Here is a 13,389-nt window from a genome sequence, read left to right on the forward strand (position 1 = left end):
GTCTCCAGCTAGCTACTTTCGCCCACCCGCCTGAGCACGAAGAGACTCCCTTGGCTGCCACGGCCAATCCTCAGATCCTCGTCCAAATAGGTGATATCCAGCCAGCCCGTTGGCTTGCGACAACCCAGGTCCATCTTGATAGCCGGGATCCGGTTGGGATCCCGTTCGAGCAGATAGAGAAAACTCTCGATCTCGTAGCTCATCAACGCCTGGAGTCCCACAAGCAGCCGCTCGAACAGCACCTTGACCCGCCGTTCCGATGCCGGATAGAAGCGGGCTGCCACCGCCAAGATCCCCCGCGGCAGCCAGCCGGATCCCTGGATTTCGGCCACGTTAAAGACTTGGCTCTTTTGGGCTCGAATGCACTGATAGATCTCGCCGGTGGTCAAAAGGGGCAAAGGGGCCAGCCGCAACAAAGCGGCGCTAGTGGTGAACAGGTTCAGCCAAGTCCCCTCCAACCGTTCAGGAGCTGCTAGGGGGTTAGGGGTAGGGTTGAGGACTTCTAGGGCGGCAATGTGAGCCAGAATCTGGTTTTTTTGGCTAGGGGAAACCCTGCGGCCCCGGTCGGTCGTCTCCAAAAGCTGCAACAGCGCCGACTTTTTTTCAGCTAAGGTTTCAGGCATGGGACCATACCGGCAGGACGACCCTATTCTAGGAGCAAGCAGCTAGGCGGAAAACCCAGGGTCTGTGCCTCAATTGCCCGGCTCTTTTGCCCACTGCAGATCCGCCACCTGCTTGTAGCCCAGCCCGGCCCGCACCAGCAGCGGCTCCGGCCCTGTGAGATCGATGACGGTCGAGACCTGGGCCCGATAGGGAGCCTCGTCATCCACTATCAGATCCACTTGCTTCTCCAACTGGCGCATTTCCTCGGCGGTAAAGATTCCCCCTTCCTCCCAATCCGCTGCCGGATCAAAGCCCACCTCCAACGAGCCGATGGGATCCCTGCCCAGCTTGGCCGAGGTGGAGACGATGGGGTTACCCAACTCGGCCAACAGCGCCTGACAGATGGCCGAATCGGGCACGCGGATGCCAGTGGTCTTTCGCTTGGGATCCATCACCAACCGAGGCACCAGCTTGGTGGCTGGCAACAAAAACGTAAACGGGCCAGGGATCAGCCGCCGCATCAGCCGATAGGCGGGATCGCTCACCTGGGCATACTGAGCAATCTGGGAAAGCGAAGGGCACAGAAAGGTAAGAGGCTTGTCGTTAGAAAGCCGCTTGATGTGCCGCACCCGCTCCACTGCCTGCTTGTGAGTGACATCGCAGCCGATGGCATAGACCGTGTCGGTGGGATAAAGCATGACCGCCCCCTCGCGGAGCGCGGCTGCAATGCGCTGGATGGAGCGGGGCTGGGGGTGTTGGGGATGGAGCTTGAAGTATTCGGCCATCAGAAAACGTCAAGACTCAGAACGGCTTTCCGAGACCTCCACCACAGGACGAGGGGTGGGCGGCACCGACAGGGAGCTCTGCGGCCAGTCTTTGAGCTGCTGCATCAGGGCCTGGATGTGCAAACGCGGCAGGTAGGGCCAGTCACCTGCCTCCTCTAGTTCTTGAAGTACTTGATAGAGCTCTTGCCGGGTGTTGGGCAAAGCTTCTTGGAAGGCTCCCTCCAAAATGGTGCGGTGCAGATCTTCCAACAGGCGCAGCAGCATTGCCAGCTCCAGACAGGATCCTGCCCTTGCCTGCGTCGCCTGCTCAACGGCCCGCTTAATCTGGCGCAAGTCGGGTGGCAGATCCTCCTCGGAGACGTACATAGCCACTCATCTCTGGGCTTGGGGGAAGCGGGGGCACTCCTATTCTAGGCTTCTCTTGAGGCGCCGCTAGCTGGATCTTGCCCCCAGGTCGAGGGGGCTCTGGATCCCGGCCCAGACTCTGCCACACTCGCTGCAGGAGAGCATCCAAACCCTGCCTGGCCACTGCCGAGATGGCCAAGACTGGAGCGCCGACGGCGGTTGCAAGCCGCTGGGTGCGCTCGACAACCTCCTGCGGCTCGAGGGCGTCGATTTTGTTTAAAACCACAATCTGCGGCTTGTCGATGAGCCCGTGGCCGTAGGCGCGCAACTCCTGCTGCACAACTTGGTAAGCCCTGACAGGATCGGCCACCGTGCCGTCCACCAAATGAATCAGCAGCCGCGTGCGCTCCACATGGCGCAAAAAGTCATGCCCCAGTCCCACCCCTCGGTGGGCTCCCTCAATGAGGCCGGGAATATCGGCAAACACCACCCCATCGCCCGAGGGATGGGGCACCACCCCCAAATTGGGCTGTAGCGTGGTGAAGGGGTAATCCGCAATCTTAGGCCGGGCGGAGGAGATCACGGAAATCAAGGTTGACTTGCCGGCGTTAGGCAGGCCGACGATCCCCACTTCAGCAATGAGCTTCAGCTCCAGGCGCAGCCGCACCCGCTCCCCCGGTTGGCCCCTAGTAAAACGGCGGGGGGCGCGATCGTGGTTGCTCAAGAAGTGGGCGTTGCCCAAGCCCCCTTTGCCGCCCCGGGCCACCAGCAGCTGATCCCCTGGCTGCACCAGATCTCCAAGGAGCTCGCCCGTTTCCGCGTTGAACACCATCGTGCCACAGGGCACCCGCACCAGCCGATCCGCCCCGCTGGCCCCCGTGCGCTGGTTGGGTCCTCCTTTTGAGCCGTTTTCGGCTTTGATGACTGGCTGGAAGCGAAAGTCCAGCAAAGTCTGCAGCCCCGGATCTGCCACTAGGATCACCGAGCCGCCCCGCCCCCCATTGCCGCCCGAGGGTCCGCCGGCAGGCACGTACTTCTCGCGGCGGAAGGCCACAATGCCATCCCCCCCATTTCCCCCCTGCACCTCAATCTCCACCTGGTCAATGAAATGCAACTGCCTTTCTCCTAACGCTCCCTGGGCCACTTTCTTACTAGCTTGGCAGGAGGGCGAGGAAATTTGCTACAAAAGCTTCTTCCTTGAGCTAGGATAGTGTTTCCAGGACCTACCCTTTTGGGTGTGAAGGTGGAGGCATGCCCATGCCTTCTCCTAGTCTAGGTCTGGCTGTGGTTTGAACTTGCGCAACTGCTCTGCTAGTAAGCCCCTATGACTCGAGTTACCGCTGCTGCCGACGTGGGTTTTACCACCGAGGACTTTGCCGCTCTCCTGGACAAGTACGACTATCGCTTCAGCCCCGGCGAAATTGTAACCGGCACAGTATTTTCGGTGGAACCGGGTGGCGCGTTAATCGACATTGGGGCCAAAACCGCTGCCTTCTTGCCGCTGCAGGAGATGTCTATCAGCCGGGTGGAAGATCCCCACGAGGTACTCCAGCCCGGAGAGACGCGCGAGTTCTTCATCCTCACTGAAGAGAACGAGGAGGGGCAGCTGACCCTCTCCATCCGCCGCATTGAGTACATGCGGGCGTGGGAACGGGTGCGCCAGCTCCAAAAAGAGGATGCCACGGTGCGGGCCACCATTTTTGCCACCAACCGCGGGGGCGCCCTGGTGCGCATCGAGGGGCTGCGCGGTTTTATCCCCGGCTCCCACATCAGCACCCGCAAGCCCAAGGAAGAGCTAGTGGGCGAGGAGCTGCCCTTGAAGTTTCTCGAGGTGGACGAAGACCGCAACCGCTTGGTGTTGAGCCATCGCCGGGCTTTAGTGGAGCGGAAGATGAACAAGCTAGAGGTGGGCGAGGTGGTGGTTGGCACGGTGCGCGGCATCAAGCCCTACGGTGCTTTCATTGACATTGGCGGCGTTTCCGGCTTGCTGCACATTTCCGAGATCTCCCACGAGCACGTCGACACACCCCACAGCGTCTTTAACGTCAACGACGAAGTGAAGGTGATGATCATCGACCTAGACGCGGAGCGGGGCCGGATCTCGCTATCAACTAAGCAGCTGGAGCCCAATCCCGGCGATATGCTGCGGGATCCCAAGCTGGTTTACGAGAAAGCCGAGGAAATGGCAGCCAAGTACCGCGAGCAACTGCGGGCTGCCAAGCAAGGACAGGCGGAACAGGTCGAGGAGGCACCCTTGAGGGTGGCAGAAGAAGAGCTGGAATATGCGGCAACAGCAGCGGAATAGGGCAGGCGGCCTGAGGCACGCTGGCCTGGCCGTCGCGGCCTTCACCTGGGATCGCAGGGGGGCAGGCGAGCAGGAGGGCAGCGGCGGTGGCAGGAGATTTGTCCAGGGGCGTCTGCGGCTACCTCTACACGCCGGCCTATGCTCCTTGGCCAGAAGAGGAGCTGGCTTGGCTAAAAGCCCACGGGGCTGATCCTCTCTGGCACGACTGGGGATCCCGTACCTACCTGGAGGAGCTGCTGCAGGGCGTGGCCAGTGGCTCGGTGCAGCAGGTGCTGCTGGTGCGCCTGGCGGATTTGGGGGACCAGCTGGATGAGGTGCACGGGCGGCTGCTGCAAATCCAACAGGCTGGGGTCCGCCTTAGCCTGGTCAGGGCAGATGGCCTACAAACCCCTAGCACTGCTGGCGAGTGGATCCCGCTGCTAGCTGAGGTTCCCCATCACCTGCAAAGCCGCCGTCGCCGTCAAAGCCAGGCTCAAAGCCGTCTGGCAGGCAAGCCTCCCCCCGGGCCGCCTCCCTTTGGCTACCGCCGCGAAGGGGGTCGCTATATCCCGGATTGCCGCCAGGCCCCCATTGTTCAGGATTTTTTCCGGCACTTTCTCCTCTACGGATCTCTGCGGCAGGCGGTGCGCTTCATTGCGGAGAAGCACCACAAGCGCATCTCAGTAGCCACCGGGCGCAACTGGCTGCTCAACCCGGTCTACCGGGGGGATCTGGCCTACGCCGACGGTACTGTTCTGCGCGATACTCACCCAGCTCTCCTCAGCCGCACCGAAGCCGCCCAGATCGATCGCTGGCTGAAACGCAACCAAGGGATCCCGCGCCGCAGCGCCAGCGCCTCCCGCGCCTTGGCCGGACTCGTCCACTGCCGGGCCTGTGGCAGCCTGCTACGCATTGTGCAAACAACCCCCAGCAAGGGCAAAAGGAACGGCTCTTCTTACCTCTACCTGCGCTGCCAAACCTGCCGCTATAGCCTCCGCTACGCTGAAGTCCTGCAGGAGGTGATTCGACAGGTCTGTGAGCAGTTGCCCCAACGGCTCCAGACGCTGGATCGGCAGGCTCTAGCCCAAACTCGCCAACAGCTCCAGGCCCAACTCCAGGCCAACGCCGAGCGGCTGCGGCAACTGGAAGAGCTGCGACAAGCCGGCCTGCTGGACGAGCCCTCGCTAGCCCAGCGCTGCTACCAGTTGCGAGCAGAGACAGCCCGCTTGGCCCAAAAGCTAGAGCAGCTCCCCCCTGCCAACCTCACCCAGACCGTCCAAACCCTCTCCATCCTGCCCTTCTGGCAGGATCTCAGCGAAAGCGAGCGCCGCGCCTACCTGCGGGAAGTCCTGCGCAAGGTTGAGGTGGATTCCACGGGGGCTGTGCAGATTACCTTTGCCTTTGATCCGCTCTGAAAGACTTCTACAACCCCGGACAAAAGCGGACTTGTGCTCCAGGTTGAGGCTTTCTTCCTGCTTCCACGACCCATAGCTAGCAGCAGAGTTCACCTCCACTACCCCACTAGAGGGATCTCCACAGGCGTCACTTCCCGTCGAGCTGACGGTAGTTGCTCCTTGCTCTTGAGCGAGCACGCAGGCCAAAGGCGGAGCCAACTTTAGCCTAGGCAAAATGCCTACCCGAAGAAACGTACCTGCTCGCCTACGAGCTTAGCTAACCCACGTCAAGGTAGAAGGTGCGTTGGCGAGGTTGCCCATTGTGCTGGGAAGCCCTAGCGGCCTTCTTTAGTCCTCGTTCGCAACAGCGGTGCGGCTTTGGCCACCTGGATCTACCTGAGCTGGCAAGGCCGAGCTTGTATCTAAAAATGAAGGGAATGGCCCGGAAAAGCGTCGCAAACCTTATCAATTCCTTGTCTAGGCCCCTTTCCACTCCAAGATGGATCCTGCAGGGATCTGAGGGATCCCCCCTCAGGAAACCGTCTAGGAGTTGGATATGGAAGGACAAATGCAACCCACCGTCGTGATTACTGGTGCTTCCTCAGGCGTTGGCCTGTATGCCTCCTTGGCTTTGGCCAAGCGGGGCTGGCACGTGGTCATGGCCTGTCGGGATCTGGACAAGGGCCGGCGGATGGCCCAGCAGGTGGGGATCCCAGAGGGGAGCTACAGCCTGATGCCAATTGATCTGGCCAGCCTGGCCAGTGTTCGGCAGTTTGTCGAGCAGTTCCGTCAGTCGGGCCGTTCTCTGGATGCCCTGGTGTGCAACGCCGCCATCTACATGCCCCTGCTCAAGCAGCCCCTGCGCAGCCCCGAGGGCTATGAGCTAACCATGGCCACCAACCACCTAGGACATTTCCTCCTCTGCCACCTGATGCTGGAGGATCTCAAGCGCTCCCCTTACCCGGATCGGCGGCTGGTAATCTTAGGAACGGTTACCCACAACCCCAAAGAGCTGGGAGGCAAGATCCCACCCCAACCTCACCTGGGGGATCTGCGGGGCTTTGCCCAGGGCTTTAAGGAACCCATCAGCATGGCCGACGGCGGCAAGTTCGATCCCGTCAAGGCCTACAAAGACAGCAAAGTTTGCAACATCATCACCATGCGGGAGCTGCACCGCCGCTTCCACGAGAGCACCGGCATCACCTTTCTCTCCCTTTACCCCGGCTGTGTGGCGGAAAGCGGCCTCTTCCGCCATCACTATCCCTTGTTCCAAAAGCTTTTCCCCTGGTTTCAAAAATACATCACCGGTGGCTATGTCTCCCAGGAGCTGGCCGGCGAGCGGGTGGCGCAGGTGGTGGCCGATCCCGAATTTCGCCAGTCGGGATTCTACTGGAGCTGGGGCAACCGGCAACGGAAGCATGCCAAGCCCTTTAACCAGGAGGTTTCTGACGAAGCCAAGGATGAGGCCAAAGCCAAGTTGCTCTGGGAGCTGAGCGAGAAACTGGTGGGTGTGCCCCAGTTGGCAGCCCTCTAGCTTTGCCAGTTTCTAGGAACCACCGCTGGCCAATTGGTTGCGTAGTCTACACCCCCAACTTTTGGGGATCGCAACCCCAGCACCCTTGTCGGGCTTGGCACCTATGCCCTTGGATCCTCAAGGTGGATCTGGAGGACCTCGGGTCCCGCAGGGGCAAGGGATCTTGGCCAAAGCCAGCCCGACGCGAGCCAGGGGATCTTCGCACCCTGTCCAACGGGGTTAACCTTAGCTCCGCTCCGAAATGGGGATGTAGCGCTGCTGGCGCTTGCCGGTGTAGACCTGGGTGGGGCGAAAGAGGCGATTATCCGCCAACTGCTCCCGCCAATGGGCCAGCCAACCGGCTACCCGGGCAATGGCAAACACCGGTGTAAACAAATCCTCTGGGATCCCCAGCTTGGCGTAGACCAAGCCTGAGTAGAAGTCCACGTTGGGGTAGATGCCCTTAGGTCCCAGCAGCTCTGCACACACCCGCTCTACCTCCAGGGCAATGTCGTAGTACTTATCGTGGCCGTGGCGCTCGAACAGCTCCTCGGCAAGCTTTTGCAGGATGATGGCCCGCGGATCCTTCACTTTGTAGACGCGGTGCCCCATGCCCATAATCCGCTCTTTTCTAGCCAGCTTTTCTTCAATAAACGGGCGGACGTTCTCCACTGAGCCAATCTGCCGCAACAGCTTCATTACCTCTTGGTTGGCCCCGCCGTGCAGCAACCCCGAAAGGGTGCCCACCGCTGTGGCCAGGCTGCTGTAGGGGCTAGCCAGGGTCGAGGCGCTCACCAAAAGGGCAAAGGTTGAAGCGTTAACCGTGTGCTCGGCGTGCAGGATGAGACAGGTATCGAAAACGCGAGCTAGCCAGGGATCTGGCTTTTTGCCTGAGAGCATGTAGAGGAAATTGGCGGCATGATCCAGGCTGTCGTCAGGGGGAATGGGATCGTTGCCCTGCCGCATCTGGTGAAACATGGCCACCATCGTCGGCAGCTTGGCCAGCAGGCGGGTAACCGTGACAAAGACGTAGTCGGGATCTGCCTCCTGCACCGGGTAGAACATGCCCAGGCTGGCGACACAGGTCTGTAGGGCATCCATCGGATGGCCCGAGTCGGGAAACGACTTAATCATGTCGCGGATGCGGTACTTGACCCGCCGATGGCTGCGGACAGCCTGATCAAAGTTGTCCAGCTCCGACTGGGTGGGCAGCTTGCCAAAAATCAGCAAATAAGCTGTCTCCAGAAAGGTACTGTGGGCCGCTAGCTCCTCAATGGGGATGCCGCGGTATTCCAGGATCCCTGCCTGGCCGTCGACAAAGCTAATGTTGGATCGCGTGGCCGGAACGCCCTCTAGCCCAGGCCTGTATTCCGCCATAGCTGGATGCCTATGTGCTCCCCAAAACGAGAGAACAAGGGCGCTACTTTGCTTGCTATCCGCTACATTAAACCACGAGGAGGCCTGGCCCGTAAGCCCCTGGCTGCAGGGGGCCATTGACCCAACTGTAGCTGCCCAGGATAGTGCCAGCAGGGATCTGGGCTTGGGGCCCCAGGCGGGTATAGGCGCCGATGTAGCAAGGGGCGTGCAGTTGGGCAGCAGGGTGGACCTCAGCCGTCTTGTGAACCCAGATCCCGGGCGCCCGTTCTTCCACATCCTCGAGCGGAAAATCCCTCATCCGGCCTAGGAGAATATCCAGTTGACCCTGGTAGTAGCTGGCCGGCGTGCCCAGATCCCGCCAGTAGCCCGTGTGCAGGTAGGCTTGCAGCCGCTGCCCTTGCTGGAGCAGGTCGGGGAAGACGCGCCGCTCAAAGCTGAGGGGATTCCCGCTGGGGTAGTCCTTGAAGATGGCTGGATCGAGGACATAGGTGCCGGCGTTGATGGTGTTGGTGGTCAGGGTGAGGGCTTCGGCAGGGGTGGGCTTTTCCCGAAAGGATTGGATCCGGCCGCCTTCCCCCACTTCCACCAGGCCGTAGGCGGTGATGTCCTCGACGCGGGCAAGGGTAAGGGTGGCAACAGCCCCGCTCTGCAAATGGCAGCGCACCAATGCCGCCAGATCCAGATCGGTGAGGATATCGGCGTTGAAGACCACCAAGGGATCCCCGCTGAAATAGGGCTGGGCCAACACCAAAGCCCCTGCCGTATCCAGCGGTGTTTCCTCGACGATGTAGCGAAGCTTTACCCCCCAGGCAGCGCCATCTCCTAGGGCAGCCTCGATTTGCCTGCCCAAGTACCCAACACTCAACAGGATGTCCGTCAAGCCAGCTCGACGGCAGCGGCCAATGAGCCAGTGCAAAAAAGGTACCTCCAACAGGGGCAGCAACGGCTTTGGCTGCCATAGGGTCAAAGGCCGTAAGCGAGTTCCCTGCCCCCCTGCCAGAATTACCGCCTGCATAGCTGTCCCCAACCCATTTTCCCAGCCTAGATGGTAGGGGAAAAGGATCCGGCTTGCCAGAGCCAACTGGCTGAGCCAGAGGCAGGGAGAGCCCCCCTTTGCCGCTGTTCTGCTGGGCAGCGAAGGCCCGCTAGGCTGGCGGCGACGGCTGGGGATCCCGGCAGGCGGCCAGGATGGCCTGGGCAGCCAACTGGCCAGAGAGGGTGGCTCCTTCCATGCTGTCGATGTAGTCCTGGGCGGTGTAGCTGCCGGCAAGGAAGAAGTTGGGCACGGGAGTTTTCTGCTGCGGCCGATAGGGCTCCATGCCTGGCGCCTCGCGGTAGAGGGAGTGGGCCAGCTTGACCACGCTGTACCAGGTCAGGTTCAGTTGCCGCGAGGAGGGAAAGAGCTCATGCACTTGGTGCAGCACGTGCTGGGCAATGGCCTCGTTGGACATGGAGATAAAGGGATCCCCGGGCGTAAGCACGCATTGCAGCAGGGATCCCTGGCCGGGTTTGTAGTAGTCAGCAGGGCTGGTGAGGGCGAGATCGGCAAAGCAGGAGAAATCGGCATCGGCAGTGTAGAGGAGGTTGTCGATGCCAAGCGGCTGGGGGTAGTCGACGGCGCGTTTGGCTTGGCCCCGGGGATTTAGCTCCGTCACCCAGCCGTCGAAGCGCAACTGCACCGTGGCAACCGGCACCGAGTCCAGCTTGTAGAGGTTGTCGAACTGGGGCCACTGCCGCCACACCTGGGGGATCAGGCGTTTTGCCCCTTCTACCGCCGTTGCACATACATACACATCCGCCTCCACGCGCTCGCCGTTGGCCAAAACCAGGCCGGTTACCGCGTAGGGGGGGGAGTCGCTGACTTCAATGCGGCTAACCCCCCGCCGGGTATGAACCTGACCGCCGCGGGCTTGCAGGTAGCGGACGATGGGTTGGGTAAGGTAATTGTCCGGGGATCCCTTGAGGAAATTGAGCTTAGAGGCGTCTGTTTTGCTGGCAAACATCTGAAAGATGGTCAGCATGCAGCGAGCAGAAATCTGCTCCGTGTCGATGAAGCCCAGGGCATAGGCAATGGGGTTCCACATCCGCTTCAGGCTACCCTCAGACCCGCCGTGCTGGCGGAACCACTCGGCAAAGCTTACCCGATCCAAAGCGCGAATCTGTTGCATTGCCCCTTCGTAGTCCAGCAGGCCGCGAATCAAGGGGCTAGTGCCTAGCGCCAAGGCGTTGCGCAGTTTATCGGCCCAGGAGAGCTGGTTGGTGGTAAAAAAAGCTTTGAGGCCATTGAAGGGCGCTCCTAGGGGAAAGCGAAAATCGAGGCTGGCCACCCGCCCGCCGCGGCTGACAAAAGTGTGGACGTGCTGCTTGGGCAGCAGATTCTCGTAGGCCCCCACCTTTTTCATCAGGGCAAACAGGTTGCTGTAGTTGCAGAAAAAAACGTGCAATCCCATCTCAATGTGGTTGCCCTCGGCATCCTGCCAGGATCCCACCTTGCCGCCGGCAAAGGGCCGCGCCTCGTAGATCTGCACTTCATGGCCCGCCTCAGCCAAGTAAACCCCCGTTGCCAAGCCGGCCAACCCTGCTCCAATAATGGCTACCCGCATCGCGATTTCCTAGGCCCCGCTAGGGGCTGACGCAACTGCAAAGAAAGATGAACTGCTCCCATTCTGGAACAAAATGCCGCCCACTTCTCCCCTTGACAGACAGCGGCAAAGTTTGTCACGATACACTACTAGCTAGTGCGGATGTAGCTCAGTGGTAGAGCTTCTCGTTGCCAACGAGAAGGTCGCGCGTTCGAATCGCGTCATCCGCTTCTTGAACATTCCCCCAGCTCCTCTACCAAACGAAGAGAGGAGTCGCCTAGCGCTTGTAGAAGGTCTCTAGGCTGTGGCGGTCGCCCACAAAGCGCCAGTGCCAGGGCTCGTAGCTTACTCCTTGGGGGTTGCTGCGGGGAAAGGACAGCTCAAAGCCAAAACGAGCAGCGTTCTTCTCCAGCCAGCGGAAGGCAGGAGTCTTTTCAAAAGCCTCCTGGAGATCCCACTGCGGAAACTGGGCATCCCCAATGTCGATAGCGTAGCCGGTGTGATGCTCGCTATATCCCGGGGGAGCGCTGACTGCAGCCCGTTCTCCTGGCCGCAGAGCCCGCGCTTGGGCTACTTGAAAAAACAAAGCCTCCTGCTCTGCTATCGAGCGAAACCCAGAGATGGGGACAAGGCGGATCCCGTCGGCTAGAGCCGCTGCGCTCATTCGCCGGTAGCTCTCGGCAGCGGCGTGGCGCAGGCGCACCTCGCGCCCGTGGTAATAGCCCACTACCTGGAGGGTCTCTGGCGGAGCTTCAGCATAGGCATAGTGGCCCAGCAGAGAGGGCCTGCCCTCTCCTTGCTGAGAAACAGAGAGATTTTGCGCCAGGGGTTCTCTTCTTTCCTTTGATCCTGGCAACCCGCCCACTGCCCACACCGTTGAGAGCAGCAGCGTAAGCAAGGCTAGACCTAGCCTTAAGCCCAGCCTCCAGGGACCTGAGGAGCCTTGCGCTTTTGCTGGAGGGGGAGGGTAGCGACGCGCAACTGGAATGTCGTCGTTCATACCCAAAGGCTGGGAGGCAAGCCCTCAGGTTCAGCCTCCTCACGGGCCCAAGTCCGCCAAGATATCGCGGGCGTGAGTTTCCGTATTAATGTTTTGGTAGACCTTAGCAATTTTGCCCTCGCCATCAATGACGTAGGTTACTCGCTTGGCATAGCCGCCTCCGTCCACATCGTAGGCGCGAGCAATTGCGCCGTCGCTATCCACCAAGAGAGGGAAGGGCAAGTTGTACTTTTCGGCAAACTTCTTGTGGGAAGCTTGGTCGTCCATGCTTACCCCCAGCACCACCAAGTCTTTGCTCTGATAGTCCGCGTAGGCGTCACGGAAGCCGCAGGCCTCTTTGGTGCAGCCAGGGGTGTCATCTTTGGGGTAAAAGTAAAGAATCACCGTTTTCCCAGCAAAATCGGCTAGGGAAACCGGGTTGCCGTGGGCGTCGACGGTGTTAAAGCCAGGAGCAGGGGTACCGACCGCAAGAACCATAGACGGGTGACCTATAGGACTGCCCTCAGCATTTTCTTCAGCCCCCCTCCTCCCTGTCAAGCGCCGGATTCGGCTCGGCTGTCCGTTGCAACTCGGCCACCACTTCCTGGAGCTCCGCAGCTAACCCCGAAGGTAGCCGTCGTCCCAGGATCTCCGCCAGCGAGCGGTAGTACCATAGGGATCCCTCCTTACCGCCGGAGAAGCGCTCCCAAAGCTGATCCCCTAGCTGGCGAAAGTCCCGTAGGAGGCAGCGGGCGTTGTGCAGCTTGTCAGCGGCAGCCACCAGCAGAACCGAAGCGTCTGCGGTTTCCAAATGCTTCAGGTAGGCCGTTTTCCGCTCCTTCCAGTTTTCTTTGGGCTCGCCCCGGGAGCTATCGCTTTCAGTATCCGTACACCCTAAGATGATCTGCAGCACTCGTTCTCCAAAGCGCTCCCGCAGTTGCTGTTCAATCTGGGCCCGTGGCTCGCCGCTATAGCGGGGGCCATCTTCCAGGCTGTCGTGGAGCAAAGCAGCAATGGCCTCATCCTCATCGGCACCGTACTCTAGGGCAATGGAGGCTACGGCCAACAGATGGCTGAGGTAAGGGATCCTGGTTCCCTTGCGAGTTTGAGCAGCGTGCCATCGGTAGGCGTAGCGCATGGCCTCGGCAAACCGCGGCGTCAAGTGGGTGGACATCGGTCTCTCTCCAGTCGGGGTTGGTAAGTTGAGGAGATGGGGCGGGGATCGTTAGCACCTGGTCGGAACCTCAGAGGTTCAGATCCCAGCCCCCTGCCAAGTGTACTGCTAGGCGAAGGAGCTCGGAGTGATTTGGCTGGTAGGCGGCCACCTCTACTTGAGGGCTGGCGGGAAATCCCCATTGCCGCTCAGCAGCAGCTCTGTTTTGGAGGCAAGATAGCCTCCCCTCCCAATTGGCCTTGCAGCTGCAAACGGCGCTGGCTGAGGTTGTGTCGGGTAGAGCCTGAAAATGGGACAGCATGCTACTGTCAGAAGGCCATGACGGCTTAGAGACAAGCTCGGGACTCATTGGC

The 13,389-nt window shown here is 60.5% G+C and carries 13 protein-coding genes and 1 tRNA gene; 4 read left to right on the forward strand and 10 right to left on the reverse strand.

All coding sequences use genetic code 11. From position 1 onward, the window contains the following. Window positions 1-8: 8 nt before the first annotated feature. The 4 genes from NW860_RS02450 to obgE all read right to left on the reverse strand — a co-directional run bounded on the left by NW860_RS02450 (window position 9) and on the right by obgE (window position 2,847). A complete protein-coding gene (locus NW860_RS02450) occupies window positions 9-623 on the reverse strand; it encodes a PAP/fibrillin family protein (protein ID WP_414512173.1) in 615 nt (204 codons plus the stop codon). A gap of 69 nt (window positions 624-692) precedes the next feature. Beyond that, window positions 693-1,388: an L-threonylcarbamoyladenylate synthase gene (locus NW860_RS02455; protein ID WP_414396083.1), complete on the reverse strand. Its 696-nt coding sequence runs from the start codon at window positions 1,386-1,388 to the stop codon at window positions 693-695. Between the two features lie 9 nt (window positions 1,389-1,397). Then, complete coding sequence (locus NW860_RS02460; protein ID WP_414396082.1) at window positions 1,398-1,754, reverse strand: hypothetical protein; 357 nt, start codon at window positions 1,752-1,754, stop codon at window positions 1,398-1,400. Next, the gene (gene obgE, locus NW860_RS02465; protein ID WP_414396118.1) at window positions 1,708-2,847 is read right to left on the reverse strand and encodes a GTPase ObgE; all 1,140 of its coding nucleotides are present in this window, start codon (window positions 2,845-2,847) and stop codon (window positions 1,708-1,710) included. The genes NW860_RS02460 and obgE overlap by 47 nt, the downstream gene beginning before the upstream one ends. A gap of 210 nt (window positions 2,848-3,057) precedes the next feature. On the opposite strand from obgE, the gene NW860_RS02470 reads away from it, so the two are divergent. The 3 genes from NW860_RS02470 (at window position 3,058) to NW860_RS02480 (ending at window position 6,945) form a co-directional block, all read left to right on the forward strand. Then, window positions 3,058-4,038 carry a 30S ribosomal protein S1 gene (locus NW860_RS02470; protein WP_414396080.1) on the forward strand — a complete coding sequence of 327 codons (981 nt, stop codon included), beginning with the start codon at window positions 3,058-3,060 and terminating at the stop codon, window positions 4,036-4,038. A gap of 98 nt (window positions 4,039-4,136) precedes the next feature. Beyond that, window positions 4,137-5,432: a recombinase family protein gene (locus tag NW860_RS02475; RefSeq protein ID WP_414512176.1), complete on the forward strand. Its 1,296-nt coding sequence runs from the start codon at window positions 4,137-4,139 to the stop codon at window positions 5,430-5,432. Window positions 5,433-5,967: 535 nt separating this feature from the next. Then, window positions 5,968-6,945 (forward strand): protochlorophyllide reductase, encoded by a 978-nt coding sequence (locus tag NW860_RS02480; RefSeq protein WP_414512178.1) that lies wholly within the window; start codon window positions 5,968-5,970, stop codon window positions 6,943-6,945. Between the two features lie 225 nt (window positions 6,946-7,170). On the opposite strand, the gene NW860_RS02485 is transcribed toward NW860_RS02480, so the two are convergent. The 3 genes from NW860_RS02485 to zds form a co-directional block, all read right to left on the reverse strand. Next, a complete protein-coding gene (locus tag NW860_RS02485; RefSeq protein WP_414396075.1) occupies window positions 7,171-8,301 on the reverse strand; it encodes a citrate synthase in 1,131 nt (376 codons plus the stop codon). A gap of 67 nt (window positions 8,302-8,368) precedes the next feature. Then, window positions 8,369-9,316, reverse strand: a complete 948-nt coding sequence (locus tag NW860_RS02490; RefSeq protein ID WP_414512181.1) for a sugar phosphate nucleotidyltransferase — start codon at window positions 9,314-9,316, stop codon at window positions 8,369-8,371. A 130-nt stretch (window positions 9,317-9,446) separates the two neighbouring features. Next, complete coding sequence (zds, locus tag NW860_RS02495) at window positions 9,447-10,904, reverse strand: 9,9'-di-cis-zeta-carotene desaturase (RefSeq protein WP_414512183.1); 1,458 nt, start codon at window positions 10,902-10,904, stop codon at window positions 9,447-9,449. A 137-nt stretch (window positions 10,905-11,041) separates the two neighbouring features. Here zds and NW860_RS02500 point away from each other — a divergent pair. Further along, a tRNA-Gly gene (locus tag NW860_RS02500) sits at window positions 11,042-11,113 on the forward strand. Between the two features lie 47 nt (window positions 11,114-11,160). Here the strand turns inward: NW860_RS02500 and NW860_RS02505 are convergent. From NW860_RS02505 to NW860_RS02515, 3 genes are all read right to left on the reverse strand, one after another. Next, window positions 11,161-11,748, reverse strand: coding sequence for a D-alanyl-D-alanine carboxypeptidase family protein (locus NW860_RS02505; RefSeq protein ID WP_414396117.1), 588 nt, complete (start codon window positions 11,746-11,748; stop codon window positions 11,161-11,163). Window positions 11,749-11,922: 174 nt separating this feature from the next. Further along, entirely contained in the window at window positions 11,923-12,360 is a 438-nt protein-coding gene (locus tag NW860_RS02510; protein ID WP_414396069.1) for a peroxiredoxin, read from the reverse strand. Between the two features lie 37 nt (window positions 12,361-12,397). After that, window positions 12,398-13,036 (reverse strand): HD domain-containing protein, encoded by a 639-nt coding sequence (locus NW860_RS02515; RefSeq protein ID WP_414396067.1) that lies wholly within the window; start codon window positions 13,034-13,036, stop codon window positions 12,398-12,400. Window positions 13,037-13,389 lie beyond the last annotated feature (353 nt).

It is taken from the genome of Synechococcus sp. F70.1, assembly GCF_047502745.1.
Taxonomy (GTDB): domain Bacteria; phylum Cyanobacteriota; class Cyanobacteriia; order Thermostichales; family Thermostichaceae; genus Thermostichus.